The 24,211-nt window shown below is 56.3% G+C and carries 18 protein-coding genes and 1 pseudogene; 1 reads left to right on the forward strand and 18 read right to left on the reverse strand.

Annotation, left to right across the window (positions count from 1 at the left end):
• Positions 1-13: 13 nt before the first annotated feature.
• The 4 genes from DBV39_RS11730 to DBV39_RS11745 all read right to left on the reverse strand — a co-directional run bounded on the left by DBV39_RS11730 (position 14) and on the right by DBV39_RS11745 (position 5,535).
• The gene (locus DBV39_RS11730; protein WP_108621681.1) at positions 14-469 is read right to left on the reverse strand and encodes a GGDEF domain-containing protein; all 456 of its coding nucleotides are present in this window, start codon (positions 467-469) and stop codon (positions 14-16) included.
• Entirely contained in the window at positions 463-1,746 is a 1,284-nt protein-coding gene (locus DBV39_RS11735; protein WP_108621682.1) for an ABC transporter substrate-binding protein, read from the reverse strand. Before DBV39_RS11735 ends, DBV39_RS11730 begins: the two co-directional genes overlap by 7 nt.
• Positions 1,747-2,191: 445 nt before the next feature.
• Entirely contained in the window at positions 2,192-4,957 is a 2,766-nt protein-coding gene (secA, locus tag DBV39_RS11740; RefSeq protein ID WP_108621683.1) for a preprotein translocase subunit SecA, read from the reverse strand.
• Positions 4,958-5,028: 71 nt separating this feature from the next.
• Positions 5,029-5,535, reverse strand: a complete 507-nt coding sequence (locus DBV39_RS11745; protein ID WP_227870608.1) for a M23 family metallopeptidase — start codon at positions 5,533-5,535, stop codon at positions 5,029-5,031.
• Between the two features lie 188 nt (positions 5,536-5,723).
• On the opposite strand from DBV39_RS11745, the gene DBV39_RS11750 reads away from it, so the two are divergent.
• Complete coding sequence (locus tag DBV39_RS11750; protein ID WP_108621685.1) at positions 5,724-6,185, forward strand: DciA family protein; 462 nt, start codon at positions 5,724-5,726, stop codon at positions 6,183-6,185.
• Positions 6,186-6,546: 361 nt separating this feature from the next.
• Here DBV39_RS11750 and lpxC read toward each other — a convergent pair whose 3' ends face one another.
• The 14 genes and pseudogenes from lpxC to rsmH all read right to left on the reverse strand — a co-directional run bounded on the left by lpxC (position 6,547) and on the right by rsmH (position 24,190).
• The gene (gene lpxC / locus DBV39_RS11760) at positions 6,547-7,470 is read right to left on the reverse strand and encodes a UDP-3-O-acyl-N-acetylglucosamine deacetylase (protein WP_108621687.1); all 924 of its coding nucleotides are present in this window, start codon (positions 7,468-7,470) and stop codon (positions 6,547-6,549) included.
• Positions 7,471-7,672: 202 nt separating this feature from the next.
• Positions 7,673-8,833: a cell division protein FtsZ gene (gene ftsZ / locus DBV39_RS11765; RefSeq protein ID WP_108621688.1), complete on the reverse strand. Its 1,161-nt coding sequence runs from the start codon at positions 8,831-8,833 to the stop codon at positions 7,673-7,675.
• A 109-nt stretch (positions 8,834-8,942) separates the two neighbouring features.
• Positions 8,943-10,169 (reverse strand): cell division protein FtsA, encoded by a 1,227-nt coding sequence (gene ftsA, locus DBV39_RS11770; RefSeq protein WP_108621689.1) that lies wholly within the window; start codon positions 10,167-10,169, stop codon positions 8,943-8,945.
• A 4-nt stretch (positions 10,170-10,173) separates the two neighbouring features.
• Positions 10,174-10,980, reverse strand: coding sequence for a cell division protein FtsQ/DivIB (locus DBV39_RS11775; protein ID WP_108621690.1), 807 nt, complete (start codon positions 10,978-10,980; stop codon positions 10,174-10,176).
• 3 nt (positions 10,981-10,983) lie between these two features.
• Positions 10,984-11,952, reverse strand: a complete 969-nt coding sequence (locus DBV39_RS11780; protein WP_108623248.1) for a D-alanine--D-alanine ligase — start codon at positions 11,950-11,952, stop codon at positions 10,984-10,986.
• A 5-nt stretch (positions 11,953-11,957) separates the two neighbouring features.
• Positions 11,958-13,370 carry a UDP-N-acetylmuramate--L-alanine ligase gene (murC, locus tag DBV39_RS11785; protein WP_108621691.1) on the reverse strand — a complete coding sequence of 471 codons (1,413 nt, stop codon included), beginning with the start codon at positions 13,368-13,370 and terminating at the stop codon, positions 11,958-11,960.
• Complete coding sequence (gene murG, locus DBV39_RS11790) at positions 13,367-14,443, reverse strand: undecaprenyldiphospho-muramoylpentapeptide beta-N-acetylglucosaminyltransferase (RefSeq protein ID WP_108621692.1); 1,077 nt, start codon at positions 14,441-14,443, stop codon at positions 13,367-13,369. The genes murC and murG overlap by 4 nt, the downstream gene beginning before the upstream one ends.
• A 4-nt stretch (positions 14,444-14,447) precedes the next feature.
• Positions 14,448-15,632, reverse strand: a pseudogene (gene ftsW / locus DBV39_RS11795) (putative lipid II flippase FtsW); the annotation flags it as partial.
• Positions 15,629-17,152 (reverse strand): UDP-N-acetylmuramoyl-L-alanine--D-glutamate ligase, encoded by a 1,524-nt coding sequence (gene murD, locus DBV39_RS11800; RefSeq protein ID WP_108621693.1) that lies wholly within the window; start codon positions 17,150-17,152, stop codon positions 15,629-15,631. The pseudogene ftsW and the gene murD, both read right to left, overlap by 4 nt.
• A complete protein-coding gene (gene mraY / locus DBV39_RS11805; RefSeq protein WP_108621694.1) occupies positions 17,149-18,321 on the reverse strand; it encodes a phospho-N-acetylmuramoyl-pentapeptide-transferase in 1,173 nt (390 codons plus the stop codon). Before mraY ends, murD begins: the two co-directional genes overlap by 4 nt.
• The gene (gene murF / locus DBV39_RS11810; RefSeq protein ID WP_108621695.1) at positions 18,311-21,178 is read right to left on the reverse strand and encodes a bifunctional UDP-N-acetylmuramoyl-L-alanyl-D-glutamate--2,6-diaminopimelate ligase MurE/UDP-N-acetylmuramoyl-tripeptide--D-alanyl-D-alanine ligase MurF; all 2,868 of its coding nucleotides are present in this window, start codon (positions 21,176-21,178) and stop codon (positions 18,311-18,313) included. Before murF ends, mraY begins: the two co-directional genes overlap by 11 nt.
• Complete coding sequence (locus DBV39_RS11815; protein ID WP_108621696.1) at positions 21,175-22,905, reverse strand: peptidoglycan D,D-transpeptidase FtsI family protein; 1,731 nt, start codon at positions 22,903-22,905, stop codon at positions 21,175-21,177. The genes murF and DBV39_RS11815 overlap by 4 nt, the downstream gene beginning before the upstream one ends.
• Positions 22,902-23,204: a cell division protein FtsL gene (ftsL, locus tag DBV39_RS11820; protein WP_108621697.1), complete on the reverse strand. Its 303-nt coding sequence runs from the start codon at positions 23,202-23,204 to the stop codon at positions 22,902-22,904. Before ftsL ends, DBV39_RS11815 begins: the two co-directional genes overlap by 4 nt.
• Positions 23,204-24,190, reverse strand: coding sequence for a 16S rRNA (cytosine(1402)-N(4))-methyltransferase RsmH (gene rsmH / locus DBV39_RS11825; protein ID WP_407669289.1), 987 nt, complete (start codon positions 24,188-24,190; stop codon positions 23,204-23,206). Before rsmH ends, ftsL begins: the two co-directional genes overlap by 1 nt.
• Between the last annotated feature and the right edge of the window lie 21 nt (positions 24,191-24,211).

The following is a 24,211-nucleotide window of genomic DNA, read 5'->3' on the forward strand; positions in this document are numbered from 1 at the left end:
CGGATTTCAGTACTCAATGCGCGCCAACCGCATTCGACAAGTCAATGACAGCGTGTTTTTTTAACTGCGCCGCGAGGATTTCCTCACTAAAAACCTGGACCCGACCACCCCCAGTCTCCTTTGCATGATACATGGCGACATCGGCGTTTCCGATGAGCTCGGTAATCGTGGTGCCATGCTCCGGATACACAGCAACCCCTACGCAAGCACCGACCGACACCTGCAGGTCTTTGGTCACGACCACAGGCGAGTCAAGCATATCTCGAATCTTGCTGGCTACCGTCAATGCACCTTCCGGGCTGTCTACCTCCGAGAGAAGGATGACAAACTCATCTCCACCAAACCGTCCAATCGTGTCTGACCTGCGGATGGTCGCCCGTATGCGCTTAGCCACTTCGCGCAGCACTTCGTCCCCAACGGTGTGTCCATGGCGGTCGTTGATTGGCTTGAACCGATCCAGATCTACCACATCAGGATCGCAAAACGAAAGTCACGTCTGCGCGCCATCTCGAAAACCTGATTAATCCGCTCGGTCAGTAAAATACGATTCGGTACATCTGTCAGGGGATCGTAATGGGCCGTTCGGGTTAGCTCTGCGTTGAGCCGATCCAGATCGCGGATACTTTTTCTCAGGCGACGATTGAGGTAAAAAATATACCCGGCCACCGCCCCGATAACCAGGACTACCGCCAACGTCAAGGCTGTGAAGCGGACAAGGCGTGCGGCATTTTTCTGCTCAAGATGGAAGTCGTAGAACATGCCGTCCATGCTGAAGTCCATCGACACTCGGCCAAGATCCGCATAGATATCACGCACATATCGCCACCTGCCCTCACTCATGTAGCCCGGTTCGATCAGATTCACTCTCACCAGATCCTTCAGACGTTGCGCCTCGTACTCCAGATGAGCAGGCGACTTCCCCTGCGAGTTGTAATTGGCAACGATCTCGTTGATCATCTCCTGCTGGTGCTCCACCGCATAACGCAAACCCTTGAAGGTTGCCTGCCGGAAATTCGCCACAACCTCGGGAAATTGCTGCAAATAGTCTTCAGACGTGAACAGCAACTCGCCGTACAGATCAATACCGGCTGAGCGCGGCAAGAGAAGCAGAAACTTGTCCTCTTGTCCCTGGAGCGAAAACCCCTCATTGGTGAGATAGACTGCAGTTGCATCAACGCGATCAAGCCGCTGCAAAGTGTTTGCAGAGATTGATCGGGAATCAAGCATGGCGTCACCATCCAGGCCGTACGCACGAAGGTAGGCCGACACCTCATCACATGCATGCACAAAACATTGGACTGTCCTACCCTTGAGATCCGCAACAGACTCAATGGCTCTATCCCGCCGGGCAAGCAAGGCGATCGGGGAGTGTTGGAGCAAGGCACCGAGCACCACCACTGGCTTACCCTGATAGCGATCGACGACGAGCCCGGTGTTGGCCACACCGAACTGGGCCTGATTTGAGACCACCATATCGACCGGATTGATCTCAGGCCCACCTTCAATTAGTGTAACGTCCAGCCCGTACTCGCGGTAAAACCCTTGAGCACGTGCGGCGTAGAACGCAGCAAACTGAAACTGATGCATCCAGTTCAGTTGAACTGTGATGTGAGTCAATCCATCGACAGAACGCTGGGCAGTTGCGTCTTGTGACAGGGACAGGCTAACCATCACCACCAAAAGGACCAGAAACCGAACCATGTCAGTCATCCTGGTTCCGGTCACATCACCAAGGATCTGCTGCACTGCATGCTGTCTTCTCCCTGCACGAGGCGCGCTTACAAAGCGGAAGAATCAGCATAGACCAGTCCTGAGGTGGTGTGGCAAAATAAACCCTGAAAACCTCACGCCCCCTCACAAACCAAGCTGATTCAGTCAGAGTATTATCCAGGTTCCACCGCGACCTCTTACCAATCGGGATGGGGGGCAATCCTCACAGACTGCTACGCTGTCACACCACCCGGCGTGCAGGTGCGCACCAGGCGATTCTTGCCCATCGGCTCGCGACTTACGCTCCGAACTTCCTCTCCACGACCGGTCGCCCTTTCGCAGTTGCGCTTCACTTTGCTCACTGTGACCAGCTCGCAGCGGGACTTGCACCCGCAGGTGTGCGCTCATGCTGGGCGCACCACCAAAAAAAACCAGGCCACTCTGGACCCGGTTTTCTGATACCGCAGGCGTTGCGTTCTACCTACGCCAACTTTCCGTGGCAGTGCTTGAATTTTTTGCCACTGCCACATGGGCAAGGCTCATTTCGTCCAACCTTCTGTCCAACTGCACTGGCTGCCTGATTCGCGCTGTGTTCCGCCTGGGCGGTGCTTGCACGCTGCGCTGATGCCGGCTCGGCAAGCGCATCATCGTAATCCGAGTGATGATATTGAACATTTTGCACGTGAGACTGTTCAGCTTGCTGCTCAGCCTCCTGCACTTGCTCAGGGCTCTTGACTCGAACGGTCAACATCAGCTTTGTGACATCGTCCCGGATACGCTGCAACATGTGCGAGAACAACTCTATCGCCTCGCGCTTGTACTCCTGCTTGGGATTCTTCTGGGCATATCCGCGCAGATGAATACCCTGACGCAAGTGATCAAGCGCTGCCAAGTGCTCGCGCCAGTGATTGTCAATTACCTGCAGAAAGACCGAACGCTCGAACGGGCGCCAGGTTTCCTCTCCAACCTGCTCGATCTTGCTGTCATAGGCTGCTTTGCCAGCCTCAACGACCATCTTGACCAGATCATCGTCATCGAACTCCTTGGCTTTCTCTACAGTCTCTACGATCGGCAACTGAATTTGCCAGTCAGCTTCCAGCACAGCTTGCAATCCAGGAAGATCCCACTGCTCTTCAACGGACCCGGCCGGGACGTAATGACGCACCAGATCTGTCAAGGCACCATCACGCAGATCTACGATACGCTCAACGATGCTGTCGGCTTCGAGCACTTCATTACGCTGCGAGTAGATCACCTTACGCTGGTCATTGGCGACATCATCATACTCAAGCAACTGCTTTCGAATATCGAAGTTTCTCGCTTCAACCTTACGTTGCGCCGATTCGATCGACCGGTTGACCATCCCCGCCTCGATCGGTTCGCCTTCTGGCAATTTGAGTCTTTCCATGATGGCGCGAACGCGATCACCCGCAAATATCCGCATCAGGGAATCTTCAAGCGACAGATAGAATCGCGTTGATCCGGGATCGCCCTGACGACCTGCTCGACCACGCAACTGGTTATCGATGCGGCGTGACTCGTGTCGCTCGGTGCCGATAATATGCAAACCGCCTGCATCCAGAACCTTCTGATGCAGACCTTCCCACTCGGAATTCAGTTTCTCGACTGCCTGCTCTCTTTGCACATCGTCAAGCGAGGTGTCACGCTCAAGCATCTCGATCTGCTTCTGGACATTTCCCCCTAGCACGATGTCAGTACCGCGACCGGCCATATTGGTCGCAATTGTGATCGCGCCAGGCTTGCCCGCCTGCGCGATAATGTCTGCCTCTCGTGCGTGCTGCTTGGCGTTAAGCACCTCATGCTGGAGTCCGGCCTGCGTCAACGCATTTGAGATGAGTTCGGAATTCTCGACACTCGTCGTTCCGACCAGAACCGGCTGCCCACGTTCCTGGCAAGCCTTGATGTCATTGATGATAGCGTTGTACTTCTCCTGATCAGTCTTGTAGATCTGATCATGTGTGTCCTTTCGCACCATCGGCTTGTTGGTCGGCACGATAACGGTTTCGAGTCCATAAATTTCCTGAAACTCGTAAGCTTCGGTATCCGCAGTACCTGTCATGCCAGCGAGCTTCTCGTACATCCGGAAATAGTTCTGGAACGTGATCGAGGCGAGCGTCTGGTTCTCAAGCTGAATCTTGGCACCCTCTTTGGCTTCCACTGCCTGGTGCAGTCCATCGGACCACCGACGCCCCACCATCAGACGCCCCGTGAACTCGTCAACGATCACGACCTCACCATTCTGGACAACATAGTGCTGATCCCGATGGAACAGGCTGTGGGCACGCAAAGCTGCCATCAGATGGTGCATCAATCCAATGTGACGCGGATCGTAGAGCGACTCACCATCGGGAAGCAGCCCCTTCTGGCTCAGAATCGTCTCTGCATTCTCGTGTCCTGCCTCAGACAGATAGACTTGGTGATTCTTTTCGTCCACCCAATAGTCACCCTCGGCCTCAGGCTCACCCGGCTTGGGCTCGTGCTCCATGCGCACAAGCTGGGGAGGAACATCATTCATCGCCAGATACAGCGCAGTGTGGTCTTCGGCCTGACCTGAAATGATCAAAGGCGTACGAGCCTCATCGATCAGGATCGAGTCCACCTCATCAACAATCGCGAAGACAAGACGTTTCTGGCGCCTGTCTTCGGCTCGATACTCCATATTGTCGCGGAGGTAGTCAAATCCGAATTCGTTGTTTGTTCCGTATGTGATGTCAGCCTGGTACGCAGCACGCTTCTCTTCGTTGCTCTGCATTGGTACGACAACACCAACACTCATTCCCAGAAAGTTGTACAGACGGCCCATCCACTCGGCGTCACGACGTGCAAGGTAATCATTGACCGTCACAACGTGAACACCACGACCGGTCAGTGCATTCAGGTAGACCGGCAGTGTTGCCATCAGCGTCTTGCCTTCACCGGTGCGCATTTCAGCGATTTTCCCTGAGTGCAGGACCATACCGCCGATCAACTGCACATCAAAGTGTCGCATGTTAAACACACGCTTGCTGGCTTCTCGCACCAGCGCAAAAGCCTCCGGTAAAAGGGCATCGAGGGACTCTCCACCGACGGCCCGCTCCTTGAGTTTGCCTGAAAGTTCCTGTAGTTCCTGCTCGGACAGTGCCTGCATGGACGGTTCGAGCGCATTGATCCGCTTGACCTCACGCCGCAACTGCTTAAGGATGCGGTCGTTACGAGTTCCGACGATTTTCTTGATGATCGATAGCATTCTGTTTAGATCCGAGGCGAAAAAAGATGGCCGCCATTGAGCCTTTCAGTGTAACGCACGATACGAGTGTGTCAGAGACTTTGCATCACGTACGCATAGCCGTCCGGGTACAAAGTCAACGGATTGACCGGCTTATTGTTCTTACGAATTTCGAAGTGCAGATGCGGACCCGTCACATCCCCCGTTGAACCAACCTGGGCAATCGACTGGCCCTGCAAAACACGCTCACCTTTCTTGACCATCAGACGCTGTGCATGGGCATAGACCGAAGTCCAGCCATTCGGATGACGGATCTCGACTATCCGGCCATATCCGTTACGCCACCCGGAAAACGTCACGACCCCAGCCGAAACGGCAAGAATTGGCGTTCCCCTTGGCGCAGCGAGGTCAATTCCCTTGTGCATGATGAAAGCTTTGCGGATGGGGTGTCTGCGTTTGCCGAACTCCGAACTCAGTCGTGACTGCCCCAGAACCGGCCAGATGGCAATCAGATCCTCCGCTCCATCGAGCGGGTCCAACTGGTGACTGCGGGCGTGGTCTATCTGTTGTCGATCAAGCGACTCTAGATTATCAAACAACGGGACTGCATCTGTAGATGGACCTTCAGTCAAAGCTGGAGAAGCATGTACGTGCGGACCAGAGATGCCTATAAAAGCAAGCACTGCACATACTGAAACGACGTTCTGAATTAATTTCATCGATGTATTTCGCAAAAACACAAAATCTTCGCTACCCTATCAGAATTCGTTCAAAAAAATAGATTCGCATGGCTACCAATATCTCGCAGCATCCAGACAAGCACCCCATGCGCTGGCTCGACTCAGACCAGGGCGCTTCAAGCGTTCTGCTGGCTGCACACCGCCTGATTCAACTCGAGTCATCAGTCAAAAAATCCCTGCCGAGCACGCTGACTCGTCAGATTTCTGTGACAGGTTTCGAACAGGGCGTTCTGGAGATAACCACCTACAACTCAGCGCAAACCGCAAAGCTGCGACAGTTAAAAAAGACAATCTGCGACCGGATGATGCGTGATGGCTGGAACGTGAAGGACGTCAAGCTTCGCATCAGTGCCGCTGCGGCCCCCGGAACCAAGGCGCCAGAACTACCAAGGCAGTTAAGGCCACTTCAATCGGAAGATCTTGGTCATTTTGAGGTGCTCGCAAGCACACTCAAACCTGGGCAATTAGCCGATGCTGTCGAGGCACTTTTAAAACGACACAAGCCTTGAAGCACGGTGCCAGCGTCTCAGTGTAAACGACAAAACGGCATGAATTTGTCAAAAATTGCTACATCGCCCAATTTCACGAGAGCGTAACCGGGGTTACCGACCAAAAAAGCCTCCGGCAACATTGATGCAAACAATGCTTGTTCTGCCGTTAGTCAGGGCCTCAGATGCGAGATCTGAGGCGGAGCCGGTCCAGCGCCAACGAGGATGATGACCGGTCCAGTTTCGTATGATGGGTGACGCGATCCGTGCGAGCAAATCTGCCTGCGCCAGCACACGTAAACAGTGCGCCTGTACCAGATATCTTGAAACCGGATATGCCGGGAGCACCCAAGAAATCAGAGCGCGCCTTGCCAGACTGAAGTCAGGCAAGTTGCCATTCGCGCCTGAAGGCAACTGGCGCTTTCTCAGCTGATTCAAATGTCACGAGCTCCCAGCAATCCTGCTGACTGAGCAATGCGCGCGCAAGCTGATTATTGATGGCGTGTCCGGACTTGCTGGCACTATACCTGGCAATCAGGGGTTTACCAATCAGGTAGAGGTCGCCAATTGCATCCAGGATCTTGTGCTTGACAAACTCATCGTCATAACGCAAACCGTCCTGGTTGAGAACACGGTACTCATCCAGAACGATCGCATTCTCGAGACTTCCACCGCGGGCAAGTCCCATTGCACGCAGCGCTTCAACCTCGTTGACGAATCCAAACGTTCTCGCTCTTGCGATTTCTTTGGCGTAGGAGTGCTTCGCAAAATCGATTTCCGCGAAATCCGCCGTTGAATCGATTGCAGGGTGTTTGAAATCAATTGCAAATGACAGTGCGAAACCCTCGTACGGCTCGAGACGGGCCCATTTCCGGGAAGGTCCTTCTCCTTCACATACCTCGACAGGTTTCAGAACGCGCAGGAACTGCTTGGGCGCATTAAGTTCCTGCAGCCCTGCAGATCTGAGCAGGTAAACAAACGTTGCAGCACTGCCATCCATGATTGGCACTTCTTCGGCACTGAGATCCACATGGAGATTGTCAATTCCCATGCCAGCAAGGGCCGACATCAGGTGTTCAACTGTCGAGACACGGGCACTCCCGACCTGCAGCACAGACGCCAGACGGGTGTCACGCACTCCATCTGCAGACGCTGGCAGATCAACCACTGGGTCCAGATCGACACGATGGAACACGATACCCGTATTCGCTTCAGCCGGACGCAATGTGAGCTCTACGCGCCTTCCAGAGTGCAGGCCGACGCCTGTCGTTCGAACGATGTTTTTAATGGTTCGTTGCCGGAACATTCGCAACTACCTAATAATCAGAGGGTTGAGTATTGTAACGCGTTTCATCTGCGTGCCACCCAATTAAATCACCCAGACACACCTGACCGCACCACCAGCTCACCGGGAATGAGCGTGTGGGATCACGCATGCCTCATTCGAAGCATGCGTGCTGAGGGAGTAGCAGTCAGGTCATGTGGTACTACCTGACCAGGTGACAGACTCAGTCGGCCTGACGGCGCAGGAATGCTGGAATATCGTAATGATCCATGCCAGCGGTTTCCAAAGCACGAACCTGTGCAGATGCCTGCCCACGCGGATTGCGCATGACTGACGGTGTTCTCATATCCTGCTGCCCATTCGCCATGGGCGCGTCATCGGTTCCCGTACGAACATACTGCTGCGAATCCTGATTCTGGACAAGTTGCGGACGGCTGCGCCCGAGCCCGGTCGCGACCACTGTCACCCGCAAGCTGTCACCCATTGCCTCATCGTAGGCCGTACCAAAAATCACGGTTGCATCCTCGGCTGCAAAGCTGCGAATATGATCCATGATCTCCCTGGTTTCGCGCATCTTGAGAGACTTGCTCGCGGTGATATTGACCAGCACGCCACGTGCACCGTGCAAATCGATGCCCTCGAGCAGCGGGCATGAAACCGCCTGCTGTGCTGCCTTGATGGCACGGTCCTCTCCGCTCGATACGGCAGTGCCCATCATGGCTTTACCCTGCTCGCCCATAATGGTCTTGACGTCCTCGAAGTCAACGTTGATGTTGCCTTCAACATTGATGATCTCTGCAATACCGGCGCAAGCGTTATACAGCACGTCATCTGCGGACTTGAAGCAGTCTTCCTGCGTCGCATCCTCGTCCATCAGGTCATACAAATTCTCGTTAAGCACTACGATTAGCGAATGAACGTGCTTGGACAGCTCGTCAATCCCGTCTTCTGACATACTAAGGCGACGGTTGCCTTCGAAGAGGAAAGGTTTGGTCACCACTCCCACTGTCAGAATGCCTAGCTCCTTGGCCACTTCAGCAACGATCGGGCTGGCACCAGTACCCGTTCCGCCGCCCATGCCTGCCGTGATGAACACCATGTTGGCGCCGTTGAGAGCCGCACGTATCTCTTCACGAGCGGTTTCTGCAGCCGATCGCCCCTGATCCGGCTTGGCACCTGCGCCAAGACCCGTACGGCCCAGACGGATCTGGACTGGCGCCATGGTCGCTGCGAGCGCCTGTGCATCGGTATTGCAGCAAATGAAATCAACTCCCTGCACACCGTTGCGGATCATGTGAGCAACTGCGTTTCCGCCGGCTCCACCAACACCCACAACCTTGATTACTGTCCCTTTATCGGTATTTTCCAGCATTTCAAATTTCATGTTTGACTCCCTCAAGTCGTTTAATCAATTAGTCCCCCGTTACCACCGCTTTGTCCTGACGTTGCAGTCAAGAACAAACCGCTTTGTCACGCACTGCCTGGACCAGTACTCAGTGCATGAACCATTCCTTCATTCTTGCGAGAAGTCGCTGAAAGCTTCCGCTCTGCTGCGCGACCTTCCTACCTCGCAACCTCTGAACGCGAGCCTCCCCGAGCAGTCCCATCACCGTCGAAAATCGCGGGCTACGCATCACATCAGCCAGCCCACCTTCATACTCGGGAACTGCCACTCGAACCGGCTTCAAAAACACATCTTCGGCCAGCTCGACAATGCCCGGCATCATGGAAGTCCCGCCGGTCAGCACAACACCAGATGCGAGCAGATCGTCATACCCGGAATCGCGGATCACCTGTTGAACCAGTCCGAACAGCTCCTCGACCCTCGGTTCGATGACTGCACCGAGGGCCTGACGATTGACCAGTCGCGGACCGCGGTCGCCTAGCCCTGGCACCTCGACCATGTCATCCGGACTTGCAAGCACCTGCTTGGCAACACCGAACCTGAGCTTGATATCCTCTGCATCAGGTGTGGGCGTACGCAGCATGGCCGCGATGTCACTTGTAATCTGGTCTCCTGCGATTGGCAGAACGGCCGTATGTCGAATGGCGCCCGATGTATAGATCGCCACATCCGTGGTTCCACCACCGATATCAACCAGGACCACCCCGAGCTCACGCTCATCGGGCGTCAGGCAAGACAGGCTTGAAGCAAGTGGTTGCAGGATCAGATCCTGCACCTCGAGTCCGCAACGCCTGACGCATTTCACAATGTTCTGTGCTGCGCTGACCGCCCCCGTCACAATATGCACCTTGACTTCAAGCCGCAAAGCGCTCATGCCAATGGGTTCGCGAATGTCTTCCTGACCGTCAACGATGAATTCCTGGGTCAGGACATGAAGGACTTGCTGATCGGTCGGAATGCTGACTGCCTTCGCGGTTTCAATCACGCGCGCAACGTCGGTTACTGTCACTTCCTTGTCCTTGACGGCAACCATGCCACTCGAGTTAAAGCTGCGGATGTGATTGCCTGCAATCCCTGTATAGACCTCTCGAATCTTGCAGTCTGCCATCAGTTCGGCCTCTTCCAGTGCACGCTGGATTGAGTTAACCGTACTCTCAATGTTGACGACGACGCCTTTGCGCATGCCCTTGGACTCATGCTGTCCCAGGCCGAGCACTTCAAACCGCCCCTCAGGCAACACCTGGGCAACCACGGCAACCACCTTGCTGGTACCAATATCTAGAGCGACGATCAGATCTTTGATGTCACGGGTCATGGCCTTAACGCTTCTTCTCGGGTTGAACAGATTCCGGCAACTCGGCCAGGGTAAGTGCGAACCCATTCGGGTATCGCAAGTCGGCGTGGGTCACGGTGCGGCCTTTGAGCCGTTCCTGTGCCACCGGCCACACTTTCACAAAACGTTCGATTCGTTCGCCAAATGGCAGCGCACCTGGCACACCGGCCTGGGGATCGGGTGCTTCTGCACCGGGATCTCGCCCAATCTCCAGCGTCATACCGTTCGACAGGCTGGCTTGCAGAGCATAGCGATCTGATAGCGAGAGCGAGCGAACCGTGAGGCCCAGACTCTCGAACCAGCGTCCCAGTTCTGCATACCGCTGCACCATCAGAGATTCCGTACCATCTGGTCCATTGAGCTGCGCAAGACTCGCCTCGTCCTCGAGTGCTGCCCGGTTCGCAGTAAACACTTCTCCCCAGGTGTTGATCATCTGACTCTCGTTCCACAAAGCCAGCGGCTGCTGCTCCTCGATCGTGACACGCAATTTGTCTGGCCAGACCCGTCTGACCCCGGCCCGGCGAACCCATCCTGCTGACTCGAACACTTCGCGTGCCGCATCCAGGTTGAGTGTGAAGAAACTCCCCTCCAGTCGACCGGCAATGGCACTCCGAATCAGCTCTGGCGAGACATGCACAAATGGCGTGTCTGGTGCCGGCTCGATCTCGATGCGTTCGATTTCGAAGACGGGCATTCGAACCAGCCATGCCACGCCTGCCGCCAGCAACGCGAGCGTAGCCAATACCATCAGGGAATTGGCTAAAGCGTTGATCAGGCGAGCTTCGTTCCACACGCATTACTCCTTGACACCCGTCGATACTGACGACGGCGTGGGACTGACCTTGCAACTTGCCTGGGCAAGGATGCGCTCGCACAACTCCGCGTAAGAAACACCTACGGCTTTCGCGGCCATAGGCACCAGCGAATGGCTGGTCATCCCTGGCGAGGTGTTAACCTCCAGAAGCCAGGGCTGTTCGTTGCCGTCGAGCATGATGTCCACGCGCCCCCATCCGCTGCAACCAATGGAGAGGTACGCATCTCTGGCCAGATCCATGACTTTGCGAGCCACCACATCACTCAGTGGTGCGGGGCAAAGGTATTGCGTGTCATCCGAGAAATACTTGTGCTCGTAGTCATACTGGCCACCTGGAGCGACAATCTCGATGACTGGCAAGGCCTGGGCGTCCTGACCTTCGCCCAGAATTGCAACTGTCAGCTCTCTTCCACGGATAAACTGCTCGGCCAGCACCAGCCTGTCAAACTGTCTCGCATTCGCATAAGCCTGCGCCAGATCGGGCGCCGACTGCACCTGATACAGGCCCAGCGTCGAGCCTTCATTGGGCGCCTTCAGAATCATTGGCAGACCGAGCTCCTGAACGAGCCCATCCAGATCAGCTTCATCAGCCAGAACCCGGCAATGCGGGGTGGGCAAGCCATCTTGCTGCCAGAGTCGCTTGGTGGTGATCTTGTCCATGGCGATTGCACACGCCTGATGCCCGCTACCTGTGTAAGGTATCTGCAGGAGCTCAAGCGCGCCCTGCATCGTGCCGTCCTCACCGAAGCGTCCATGCAGGGTAATAAAAACCCGATCAAACCCCTCGCTCACCAAATCACTCAAAGGCTTGCTGGCCGTGTCGAACAGGTGTGCATCCACGCCCCGACTCAGCAAGGCCGCATGGACCCCTTGGCCAGACATCAATGACACCTCCCGTTCAGCCGAACGTCCCCCGTACAGAACCGCAACCTTACCCAACTGTTTGACCATGGTCTTCATGCTGCCTCCTTCAGCTGCACTGCAAGCATCCCGGGTACGCGGCTGATCGAGCCGGCTCCCATCACCAGAAACACATCTCCATCCCTGGCAAATGACCTGATCGCCTCTGGCATTTCATCAATCGTCTCGACAAAAAGTGGTTCCACCTTTCCGCTAACCCGCAACCCTCTGGCAAGCGCACGGCCATCAGCCGCCACAAGTGGGGGCTCGCCAGCCGCATAGACCTCAGTGAGCAGAACCGCATCCGCCATACCCATCACCTTCACAAAATCCTCAAAACAGTCGCGAGTACGCGTGTAACGGTGCGGCTGGAACACCAGTACGACCCGTCTTCCAGGCCAGGCACCGCGCGCTGCGCTGATCGTTGCAAGCATCTCCGCGGGATGGTGTCCGTAGTCGTCAACCACGAGAAACTCACCGCCGCCCTGCTCAGCAACATACGGACCGCTCACAGTGAATCGTCGCCCGACACCATCAAAATCCCTGAGCGCACCCTGGATTGCCTGATCCTCGACACCGAGTTCGGTCGCTATCGAGATGGCCGCCAGCGCATTGCGTACGTTATGCTCTCCCGGGAGATTCAGCACGATGTCAAGCGGCTCATATGTCGTGCCATGAAGATTACGAACGACTTTGAATCGCATGCTTGTCTGATCAGCGGCCACGTCCATGGCCCGAACATGTGCTTGTTCCGAAAGCCCGTAAGTCACCATCGGCCGGGAAACAAAAGGCATGATTTCACGGACGTTGGCGTCATCAACGCAGACAACTGCACTTCCGTAGAACGGCAGGCACTGGACAAACTCGACAAACGCCTGCTTGAGCTTTGCCACATCATGGCCGTAAGTGTCCATGTGGTCAGCGTCAATGTTGGTGATGATTGCCATCACGGGCGAGAGCTTCAGAAACGATGCGTCTGACTCGTCCGCCTCTGCGACCAGATACTCACCCTGACCAAGCCCCGCGTTGGAACCTGCCGAGTTCAGACGCCCGCCGATCACAAAGGTCGGATCGAGACCGCCTGACGCCAGTACACTGGCCACCAGACTGGTTGTGGTGGTCTTGCCATGCGTACCTGCCACCGCGATACCCCGTTTCAGGCGCATCAGCTCTGCCAGCATGACAACCCTGGGAACGACCGGAGTGCCTCGGCGGCGAGCGGCCAGAACTTCAGGGTTATTGCCGGCCACAGCTGTGGAGGTCACAACGACATGTGCTCCATCCACATGAGCGGCATCGTGACCAATAAAAACCTTTGCGCCTAGTGAAGCCAACCTCTGCGTGACCGCACTTGCCTGCAGATCCGAACCTGACACGTCGTATCCGAGGTTCAGCAGCACCTCCGCGATGCCGCTCATACCAGAACCGCCAATTCCCACGAAATGGATGAGCTGAATGCGGTGTTTCATGATGATCTCCTCATGCAGTCCACGCAATGCTGCGCGATCTCGATTGCTGCATCGTTTTTTGCGAACTGCCGGGCTCTGATGGCATAGGCCGCCAGGTCCTTGCGATCCTGCACTTCTATCCATCTGGCTAGCCAGTCGACCGCCAGTTCTGTTTGCTGCCGCAAGACTGCGGCGTCCTGCTCGACCAGGTAATTTGCATTCGCTGTCTGGTGGTCATCCACGGCAAACGGGAACGGCACAAACAAGGCGGCTACACCGGCGGCTGCCACTTCCGATACGGTCATGGCGCCGGCTCTGCATATCATCAGATCGGCCTGTGCCATTGCACTGGCCATGTCATCTATAAACGCCACGCACTGCGCCTTGACACCTAATTGCGCATATCGCTGCCTCAAGGCTTCAATATGCACTTGACCCGATTGGTGCATGACTGTGGGACGCGACGATTCTGGCATGCGTCCAAGCGCATCAGGAACAACCTCGTTCAAGGCAAGCGCACCCAGGCTTCCGCCCACGATCAGCAGTCGCAGAGGACCCTGGCGCTGTGCATACCTGACGTCAGGCGACTCAACCCGTGTCATTGACTCGCGCACAGGATTACCCACCCAGACCCCGTTGGGGAGGGCATCAGGAAATCCAGTCAGAACCCGTCTTGCTATCCTGGCTAGCCAGCGATTGCTCATTCCTGCGATCGCGTTCTGCTCATGCAGCACGATCGGAACGCGGGCCAGCCATGCAGCCACACCGCCAGGGGCAGAAACATACCCGCCCATGCCCAGTACAACCGCAGGCCGGTCCTTCAGCATAATGAAGAACAGGCGCAATACCGACGCCCCAAGCGAGAACGGGGCTTTAATCTGCTGGAACAGACCCTTGCCGCGTACACCTGCAAATCGCGTTGCAACCATCTCGAATCCGGCAGGTGGAACAAGACGACCTTCCATACGGTCCGGATTGCCCAGCCAGCGAACGTTGTAGCCTTGGCCTCGCAGGGCTTCGGCCACAGCCAGCCCAGGCACGATGTGCCCCCCTGTACCACCCGCCATCACCCAGATCGTCGGAGTGCGCTTCATACTCGCCCCCTCGCATCAGAACCCGGTTCTCAAAGTCGACCCTTGCCACCAGGGCAATCGCAACAATGTTCATGACCAGGCCCGACCCACCGTAACTGATCAGGGGCATAGTCAATCCCTTGGTTGGCAATAAACCGAGACAAACCCCAATATTGATGAAGGTCTGGACACCGAACCAGATTCCGACGCCTTGTGCGACCAGGCCGCTGAACACTCTGTCCATTGCGATTGCCTGTCGACCAATCTCGAACGCACGCGAAATCAGAATCGCGAACAGTCCGACCACCAGGGCTATACCGATAAATCCAAGCTCCTCGCCGACCACTGAAATGATGAAATCCGTATGGGCCTCGGGCAGGTAATGGAGCTTCTCTATACTCGAACCCAGACCGACTCCGAACCACTCTCCTCGTCCGACCGCAATCAGCGATTGTGACAGCTGATACGCACTTCCATACATGTTCTCCGGGTTCCAGGGATCGAGGTAGGCAAACAGGCGGGCGCGGCGCCATGGCGAGAGCCAGATCAAGGCAAAAAACAGCGACACCAGCATAAAGACCAGACCAGAGAAGACCTTGCCATTAATCCCTCCAAGGAACAGGATGCCCATCGCGATGGCCATGATCACAATCAGGGCGCCCAGATCCGGTTCAAGCAACAACAAGGTACCCACCACGCCCATCGCAAGAGCCATGGGCAGAAATCCGTTAATGAAGCTGTGCATCTGGTGCTGCTTGCGCACGACATAGTCCGCGGCATACAGCACTGCGACGACTTTCATCAGTTCAGACGGTTGAAAATTAAAAGGACCGAGACGAATCCACCGGCTCGCTCCGTTTACTTCGTGGCCGATCACCGGAGTCAGAACGAGCAACAGCAACAAGACAGCGAGGCCAAACAGGGGCAAAGTCAGCTTCTGCACAGCAGTGAGCGGAGTCATCCAGACCAGAAAACCAAACGCCAGACCTACGATCATGAACAGGGAGTGTCTACCAGCAAAAAAGTAGCGTCCCACGCTCCCGAATCTCGGTCCATCTGCCAATGCGATCGAGGCTGAGTAAACCATCAGGATGCCAAACGCCAGCAAAGCCGCAGCCGATGCCAGCAACAACATATCGTACTGGCGCATGGTTGTACGGCCAGGTCTGACCGCATTGACTCCCTGAGTGAGATCGGCAAAAAGTGTCATGCCACCTCCCCTTGAGCCAGCGCCAGTTCATGCACAGCGTCCACGAACATGTCACCGCGATGCCCGTAACCCTTGAACATGTCAAAGCTCGCGCAAGCAGGCGACAAGAGCACGACCTGCCCCGGGTCGGCCAGCGCAAATGCTGTCTGCACAGCACTATCCATGGAGTCTGCTCTTGCGCAACGAACGCCACGCGCCTCAAACGTGTCACATAGCAGCTGCGCATCGGTACCCATCAAAACGGCCTGGCCTCCATGACGGGCAAGAGCTTTTGCGAGGGGCTCGAAATCCTGGCCTTTGGCTAGTCCGCCCGCAATCAGAACAACCTGCTTGCCCAGACCCTCGATTCCTGCCAATGTGGCACCAACGTTGGTGCCTTTGCTGTCGTTATAGAAGTCAACTTCCCTGACCGTTCTTACAAACCGCATACGGTGAGGCTCACCGTCGTAGTCTGAAGCGGCTTTCAGGATTGGTGTCCATGCCACCCCCGCTGCGCGAGCCAGACATGCAGCAGCCAGCACATTGAGCGCGTTGTGATGACCCACCAGAGCAAGTGCCTCGGCCGGCATGAGCCGCACCTGACGCCCACTCTCCCGAACAGGCTCAGGATCACTTTTACGGCGCCTCGGACGCGGAGCATCGTCAAATTCGGTTGCCTGAACCTCGACCAGCCAGACCATCCCTTGTTGCGACTGCAACCCGAGATCCCCAGTCAGTGCGGGTACACCACCGCCGAAGCTGCGCACGTGAAGACTGTCTGATGCGGGCACCATTGCCATCACTGCCGGATCATCACGGTTGACAATCTTGATTTGCGCCATGTCCAGAATTCGTGATTTGGCGTCACAATAAGCCTGCATTGTTCCATGCCAGTCCAGATGGTCCTGACTAACGTTCAGAACAGTCGCAGCAGTCATGCGTAAAGACTGGGTCGTCATTAACTGAAAGCTCGAAAGCTCAAGCACCCACACTTCCGGAAGCGCATCTGTGTCGAGCACCATCATCAAGGCATCCAGTGCGGCCGGGCTGATGTTGCCCGCTGCGACAGTACTCCAGCCCGATGTCTCGACCATGCGTCTCGTCAGGGCGGTCACTGTTGTCTTGCCATTGGTACCTGTCACGCCCAGAACCTTTGGGGTGTACTGACGATCTGCCTGCAAATCTTGCAAGGCACGCGCAAACAGTTCCATTTCGCCAACAATCTGCGCACCCGCGTGCTTCAGGTGTTCCAACCAGGCCTTGACGGGGTGTTCATCGGGAGAGAGGCCCGGACTGATCACAGCCAGCGTTACAGCCTCGAACAAAGTCTCAGGCGGCTCCTGCCTCCCAAAATGGACAACCATGTCAGACCCGATCTCTGAGAAAAGTGCCTCGCTGCCGGGCGGATTCTCACGGGTATCGAGTAACCGGACGTCGAACCCCTGGCGTTTTAGCCAGCGAGCACTGGCCGCACCGGTCTGGCCCAGGCCAATTACCAGCGCAATCCTGTCTTCGCGGGAGGGGTTCAGTTGCGTACTCATCTTATTTTCAGGGAAGAAAGTCCAACCAGCACCAGCATCATGCTGATGATCCAGAATCGCACGACAACCTGGGTTTCCTTCCAGCCACCCACTTCGAAATGGTGGTGCAAAGGTGCCATGCGCAATATTCGTCTTCCCTCTCCGTATCGCTTCTTGGTGTATTTGAAGTAAGTGACTTGAATCATCACGGACAACGTTTCGGCTACAAAGACGCCGCCCATGATGAACAGCACGATCTCCTGCCGGACAATGATGGCAATCGTCCCAAGCATGCCGCCCAGGGCAAGCGCACCAACATCACCCATAAAAACCTGCGCGGGATAGGCGTTAAACCAGAGAAACGCAAGTCCTGCACCTGCGAGGGCTGCACACAGAACCATCAATTCGGATGCGCCGGGGATATACGGAAACAGCAGATACTTTGAGTAATCGACGCGCCCAACTACGTAGGCAAAGATGCCCAATGCGGCACCGACCATGACGGTAGGCATGATCGCAAGACCATCCAGACCATCCGTCAGGTTGACTGCATTGCTGGTGCCAACAATGACAAACCATGACAGCGCTACAAATCCGAACACACCCAGGGGATAGCTGACCGACTTGAAAAACGGCACGATCAGATCTGCCCGATTCGGCAGTGGCATGGTCATTCCGCTCGCGATCCAGTCCCGAAACAGAGGCCAGAGCTCGGCATTGGCAGGCGCTGAAATGGCGAATGCAAGATACACGGAAGCCAGCAGGCCGATCAGCGCCTGCCAGAAAAATTTCTTTCGTGCGGACATGCCCTCAGGATCCCGGTAGACCACCTTGCGGTAGTCATCGAGCCAGCCAATCCATCCAAAGCCGAGCGTGACAATCAATACAACCCAGACGAAGCGGTTAGTCCAGTCCGCCCACAGGAGCGTACTGATACCAATACTGATGAGGATCAGGGCGCCGCCCATCGTCGGCGTACCGGTCTTGGCCAGGTGTGTTTGCGGTCCATACTGACGAACCGCTTGCCCGATCTTGAGTTCGGCAAGCCGGCGAATCACGAAGGGCCCGGCTACCAGGCCAATCAGCAAAGCGGTTGCACATGCAAGCACCGCTCTGAGCGTGATGTACTCGAAAACGGAAAACCCGCGAAAATGGTGTTCGGCTAACCAGCCAAAAAGCTCAACCAGCATGGCCGTGCTCCCCGGTTTTATTGTTATTGGTGAAATTTTCCTGGGCCAATACGGCCTTCACAACCCGCTCAAGCGCCATGAACCTTGACCCTTTGACCAGGACGCTTTGCACATTGAGTTCACGCAGGTGTGTGACGAGCTCATCTATGCCCTCAAACCAGCAGCCCCTGACGCCAAACGCCTGTGCTGCCAGACGCGAAGCCGCACCTAGTGCGAGCAGGTGATCGACCTGGTGTGTACGTGCATAGTGACCAATTTCCTCATGCATCAGAGGGCCTTCATCACCAACTTCCCCCATATCGCCTAACACCAGCACACGTGGCGCATCAAGTGAGCGCAGAACATCAATGGCTGCGCGCACCGAATCCGGGTTCGCATTGTACGTATCGTCGATCAACACCCTGGCGCCTGGAAGCCGGTGCACCTGCATACGACCTTTAACTGCCTGAAACGACTCAAGCCCGGTCACCACGTGGTCGAGCGATGCGCCGGCTGCCAGCGCACATGCTGCACTCGCCAACGCATTGATCACGTTGTGCCAGCCAGGCACACGAAGGCTGACTTCTCGTTCGCCTGCAGGTGAACACAGACAAAACTCGCTGCCGTCTGGCTTGAGCTGAACCCCGCTCGCATGAAACGTGCAAGTGATATCAGACCCAAACGTCCAGTGACTCGACACATGAGCACCCAGGCCAGCCCACACTCGAGTGTATGGAGGCTGATCCATGTACACTGCCACCCCACTTGCTGGCAATCGTGCCAGCACCTGACCGTTTTCCTGGGCAACAGCCTCGACTGAACCCATGAACTCCTGGTGCTCGCGCTGCGCATTCAGGACCAGACCAACCGTCGGCTGAGCGAGTCTGCTCAGCTGCGCAATTTCACCCGGGTGGTTCATGCCCAGTTCCACGACGGCCGCCTTGTGCCAGGATCGCAGGCGTAGCAACGTCAGTGGCACACCCAGGTCATTGTTCAGGTTGCCCTGAGTGGCCAGCACGCTGGCCTGGCCAACCCATGCGCCCAGGACGGTGGCAATCATTTCCTTGGTTGTTGTCTTGCCGTTACTGCCCGTCACTCCTACGACTGGCAGATGGAACTGTTCGCGCCATGCCCGGGCCATCGCCTGCAAGGCCGACCGGGTGTCATCGACAACGATCTGGGGAATCAGCTGCTCTGGCATGACGCGACTGACCAGCGCAGCGCACGCACCAGCTACGGTCACGTCCGCGAGAAACTGGTGCCCATCAAAACGCTCACCCGCAATCGCGACAAACAGGCTTCCCGGCGAGACCTGACGCGAGTCGATCACGATTGCCGGAATGGGTGCGACTGCGTCCCGTGCGTAAAAAAGCAACGCCAGTCGTGCCCACTGACGATCATCAAAGTCACGCCGGCAGTCGCCTGTAATCTGATACGTCTCGTGCCCTTTACCTGCGATGAGAACCACATCTTGTGGATCCGCCTGCCAGATCGCAGAAAGAATAGCGACTTCCCGATCGATCTCGACTGACCCATGCGATGTACCAGACACATCCACAGCATCACTCACACCAGACCAGATCTCAGCAAGAATTGACTCAGGCGCCTCATTTCGGGGGTTATCGCTCGTGACGATGAACCTGTCCGCATTACGACAAAGAACTGCACCCATCGGCTTGCGCTTGCTGCGATCGCGATCTCCACCACACCCCGCCACGCACCAGACTTTTCCCTGTCTTGCCTGTGCTACCCCGCGCAATGACTGCAATGCATTCTCGAGCGCATCTGGCGTGTGGGCATAATCGACCAGAACCAGCGGCACATTGGCTGCCTGCCCGGACCAGGTCACCGGCTCCATGCGACCAGATACAGGGGGAAGCGACCCGAGCGAGGACGCAATCTCTTTAAAAGACCAACCCAACCCGTCCAGCGTCGCAGCCACGGCAAGAAGGTTGCTGACGTTGTACTGACCCGTAAAGCAGGACACGATCCGGGCGGTCTGATCCGCAGCATGGCATAAATCAAACTCGATCCCGCCACCACGTTCACAGACCGAGCTCGCGCGCCAAATCGCTTGGGCATGGAATCCGAATGTGGTTATCTCAGCGGCACTCTCCTGCACCATAATCTGGCTGGCTGCGTCATCCGCATTGATCACGGCTTTCACCAGACCAGGTCTTGCAAACAGTCGGGCCTTGGCCTGTCCGTAGGTCTGCATGTCCGAGTGATAGTCGAGATGGTCCTGGGTTAGATTGGTGAAGATCGCAGTATGAATCAGGACGCCATCTAGCCTGCCCTGATCAAGACCAATCGACGATGCTTCCAGGACGAGATATCTGGCTCCAGCTTGCCGGACCTTCGCGATCAGCTTGTGCACACTGACCACATCGGGTGTCGTCAGTGTGGCGTCCTCGACTTGCTCACCCCTGCCATCAAACAGTCCAAGTGTGCCAAGCACAGCGCACGGTTGCCCTGCGCCACGCAAAGCAGCACCAATCAGTTGGGACGTGGTTGTCTTGCCGTTGGTGCCAGTCACTGCAATCACTTGCACATCCGCCGACGGTTGACCCCACCAATGGTGAGCCAGTTCCCCCAGCATGGACGTCAACCCAGGCACCTCAACTACCGGGATCTGCCCGAGTGCCTCCAGTTGAGCCGGAGTCAGTCCTGATTCGGCGATGACTGCGGCTGCACCATGGCTCACCGCATCAGCAATATAGTTGCGGCCGTCCGAACTCTGCCCAGGGCAAGCCACAAAAACGTCCCCCTGACCAAGCATCCTGGAGTCCATTGAAAGGCTGGCGTGGGCCGGTGTGAACAGCCTTACGCGCTCAATCAGATCACTCACATTCCGAACGACACTGGGAGACAACGTCATTGAGCACCTCCCTGGGTGCGGGCCATGACTTCTGACTCATACAGTGCATCAGGCTCAACGCCAAACAAGCGCAACGTCCTTCCGGTAATCTCGGAAAAAACCGGTGCAGCGATCCGCCCACCATAATAGTGACCCGCTGTTGGCTCATCGATTGTGACGGCCACCACTATTCTCGGATCTGAGGCAGGGGCAAAACCGATAAACGAACCACGGTAGAGGGACTGACTGTAGCTTCCGTTGACGATCTTTCTGGCAGTGCCACTTTTTCCGGCTACTCTAAAGCCCTGAACACTCGCAAGTTTTGCACCATCTGGCCCGGCCGCAGACTCCAGCATCGAGCGAACCTGTCGAGCCAGTTCAGGGGAGAACACCGGCACCGTCGCCGCGGTGTTCTCGCGCCGGACCATGGTCAGATTCACCATGTCGCCATCACGTGCGAATGCCGTGTAAGCGCGAGCAATCTGCAACAACGACGTTGACAGTCCATATCCGTAGGCCATGGTCGCCTTCTCAATAGGACGCCAGCGTTCCCAAGGGCGCAGACGTCCGGCGACGGCACCTGGCATGCCGATAGCCGGTGGCTGACCGAATCCGAGTTCGGTAAATTGCGCCCACATCTCCTGCGCCTTGAGGCGCTCGGAAATCTTGACCATTCCGATATTGCTCGATTTGGTCAACACACCTAACGGATCCAGTGATGACTGTCGGCTCACATCGCGGATCCGGTGTCCTTGGTAGGTGTACTCCCCGTTCTCGGTGTTGATCTGGGTGTTGGCATCGATACGACCCATTTCAAGCGCCAGCGCAACCGTGAACGGCTTGAGAATCGAACCAGGCTCAAATGTATCGGTCAGGATGCGATTTCGCAGACGCGGTCCTGTCAGCGTCGATCGATCATTCGGATCGAATGTCGGGTAATTGGCCAGCGCGAGAATCTCACCTGTCCTGACGTCCACCACCACAGCTGAAGCGCTCTGCGCCTTATTCTCCTGAACAGCGTTGGCAATGGCCTGATAGACCAGAAACTGGATCCGCGTGTCTATCGACAGATGAAGGTCTCTTCCATCCATTGGCAGATGAACATCACGAACATCCTCGACAATCCGTCCCAGTCGATCCTTGATGACCTGCCGGCTTCCTGGTGTGCCTGAAAGGATATCGTCGTAGGCTAGTTCGATGCCTTCCTGGCCGCGACCATCCAGATCTGTGAAGCCGACCACATGGCCCATGGTCCCACCTTCCGGATAGAAGCGGCGAGTCTCACCGAGCTGGTGAATTCCCGGAATCTTCAGAGTCGCAATCTCTCGCGCACGCTCCATCGAAACCTGCCGGCGCAAATAGACAAACGTCCTCTCATCATCCTTGAGTCGATCAGCCAGTACTTCTGCCGGCATCTCCAATAGTGCAGCCAGCGCCGTGACCTGCTCTGGCTTCGCGTGCCTGGCCAGCTCAGGGTTGGCCCAGATACCGGCAGCAGGCACGCTCGCTGCGAGCACCACGTCATTACGGTCCATGATCTTGCCGCGACTGGCCTGAAGGGTGAGTGTGCGCTCATATCGCTTGCCACCCTGCTCTTGCAAAAAATCTCGATTAATCCCTTGCAAATAAACAGCACGGCCAAGCAAAACCAGAAATCCGATGCCGATCATCAAAAGGACGAGACGGCCTCTCCACATCGGAAACTGTACGCGTGTCATCGGGTTGTCGAAGAACGGCATGCGTTTCACCGGCTCACTCCCGAATGCGACGACATGACCGGAACCTGAGGTTCACTCATGTAAAGCGTGTTACCCGGCAGGATGGGAACCATGCTCAGCGTTTCCCTTGCGATCTGGTCAACCCTGGCATTGCGTGCGAGCTCCGCGCGCTCGAGTTGCAGGTGTCGCCACTGAACCGTCAATTCACGCGCCTGCGAGAGCAACTGCTCGTTCTGAATATACAAATGGCGCGACTGGTAGCGCGCCGTCACTAAAGAAATGGCGGAGAGCATCACTAACATCGCCATGATAAAAACAGCTCTGCCCATTAGCGCCTCCGCCTGGAAAAGGACCGTTTGTCGGGCGCTTCACCAAGCGCGCGGATCAGTTCATCGGTCAAAGGAGCATCTGTGCGACGGGCAATACGCAACACGGCAGAACGTGAGCGCGAATTCTCCTGCACCTCTTTCGCACTTGGCAGGATCCGCTTGAGGCCGGTCAGGACGGGCTGCGGCATCTCCGCCTCCCTGAAAGGCAGACGTGCGTAGTCCGCATGCGGACGCGCCGCACGCTGCATGAACTGCTTGACCTTACGGTCTTCGAGCGAATGAAAACTGATCACCGCAAGTACCCCTGAACACGCCAGACGTCCTAGAGCTGCCTGGAGGGCGCTGCCAAGCTCCTCGAGTTCCCGATTGACGTAAATCCGTATAGCTTGAAATGTGCGTGTCGCCGGGTGCTGGCCCTTCTCCCGCGACCTGACTGCGCCAGCGACGAGACTGGCAAGGTCAAGCGTGCGCTCGAGGGGCCGCTCTGTGCGGCGAGCAACAATCGCTTTTGCAATCTGAAGAGCAAACCGTTCTTCGCCATAATCTTTAAAGACCTCCCGCATTTCTTCCATGCTTGCCTCAGCAAGCCATTGCGCCGCAGTGTGACCTTGCGACGTATCCATCCGCATATCCAGCGGTCCGTCTTTCATGAATGAAAAACCGCGCTGGGCCTGATCGATCTGGGGTGATGAAACCCCGAGATCAAACATCAGTCCATTGACCTGATCAATGGACTGTTCCTGGAGCAGTCTCTCCAGATCACCAAAACCACCATGCAGACATGTCACTCGACCATCTGTCCTGGCAAGTGCCTCTGCCTGTTCGATCGCCTGGGGATCACGGTCGATCACGATCAATCTTGCCGAGTCCGCCAGACGTTCAAGCAGAGCGCGTGAGTGCCCACCACGACCAAACGTGGCATCTATATAGACCCCTTGAGCTGGTACCCGGCCAGCGGGAACCAGTGCATCAACGGTCTCGTGCAGAAGCACGGTACGGTGGGCGAA

The organism is Orrella marina (genome assembly GCF_003058465.1).
Lineage (GTDB): Bacteria > Pseudomonadota > Gammaproteobacteria > Burkholderiales > Burkholderiaceae_B > Algicoccus > Algicoccus marinus.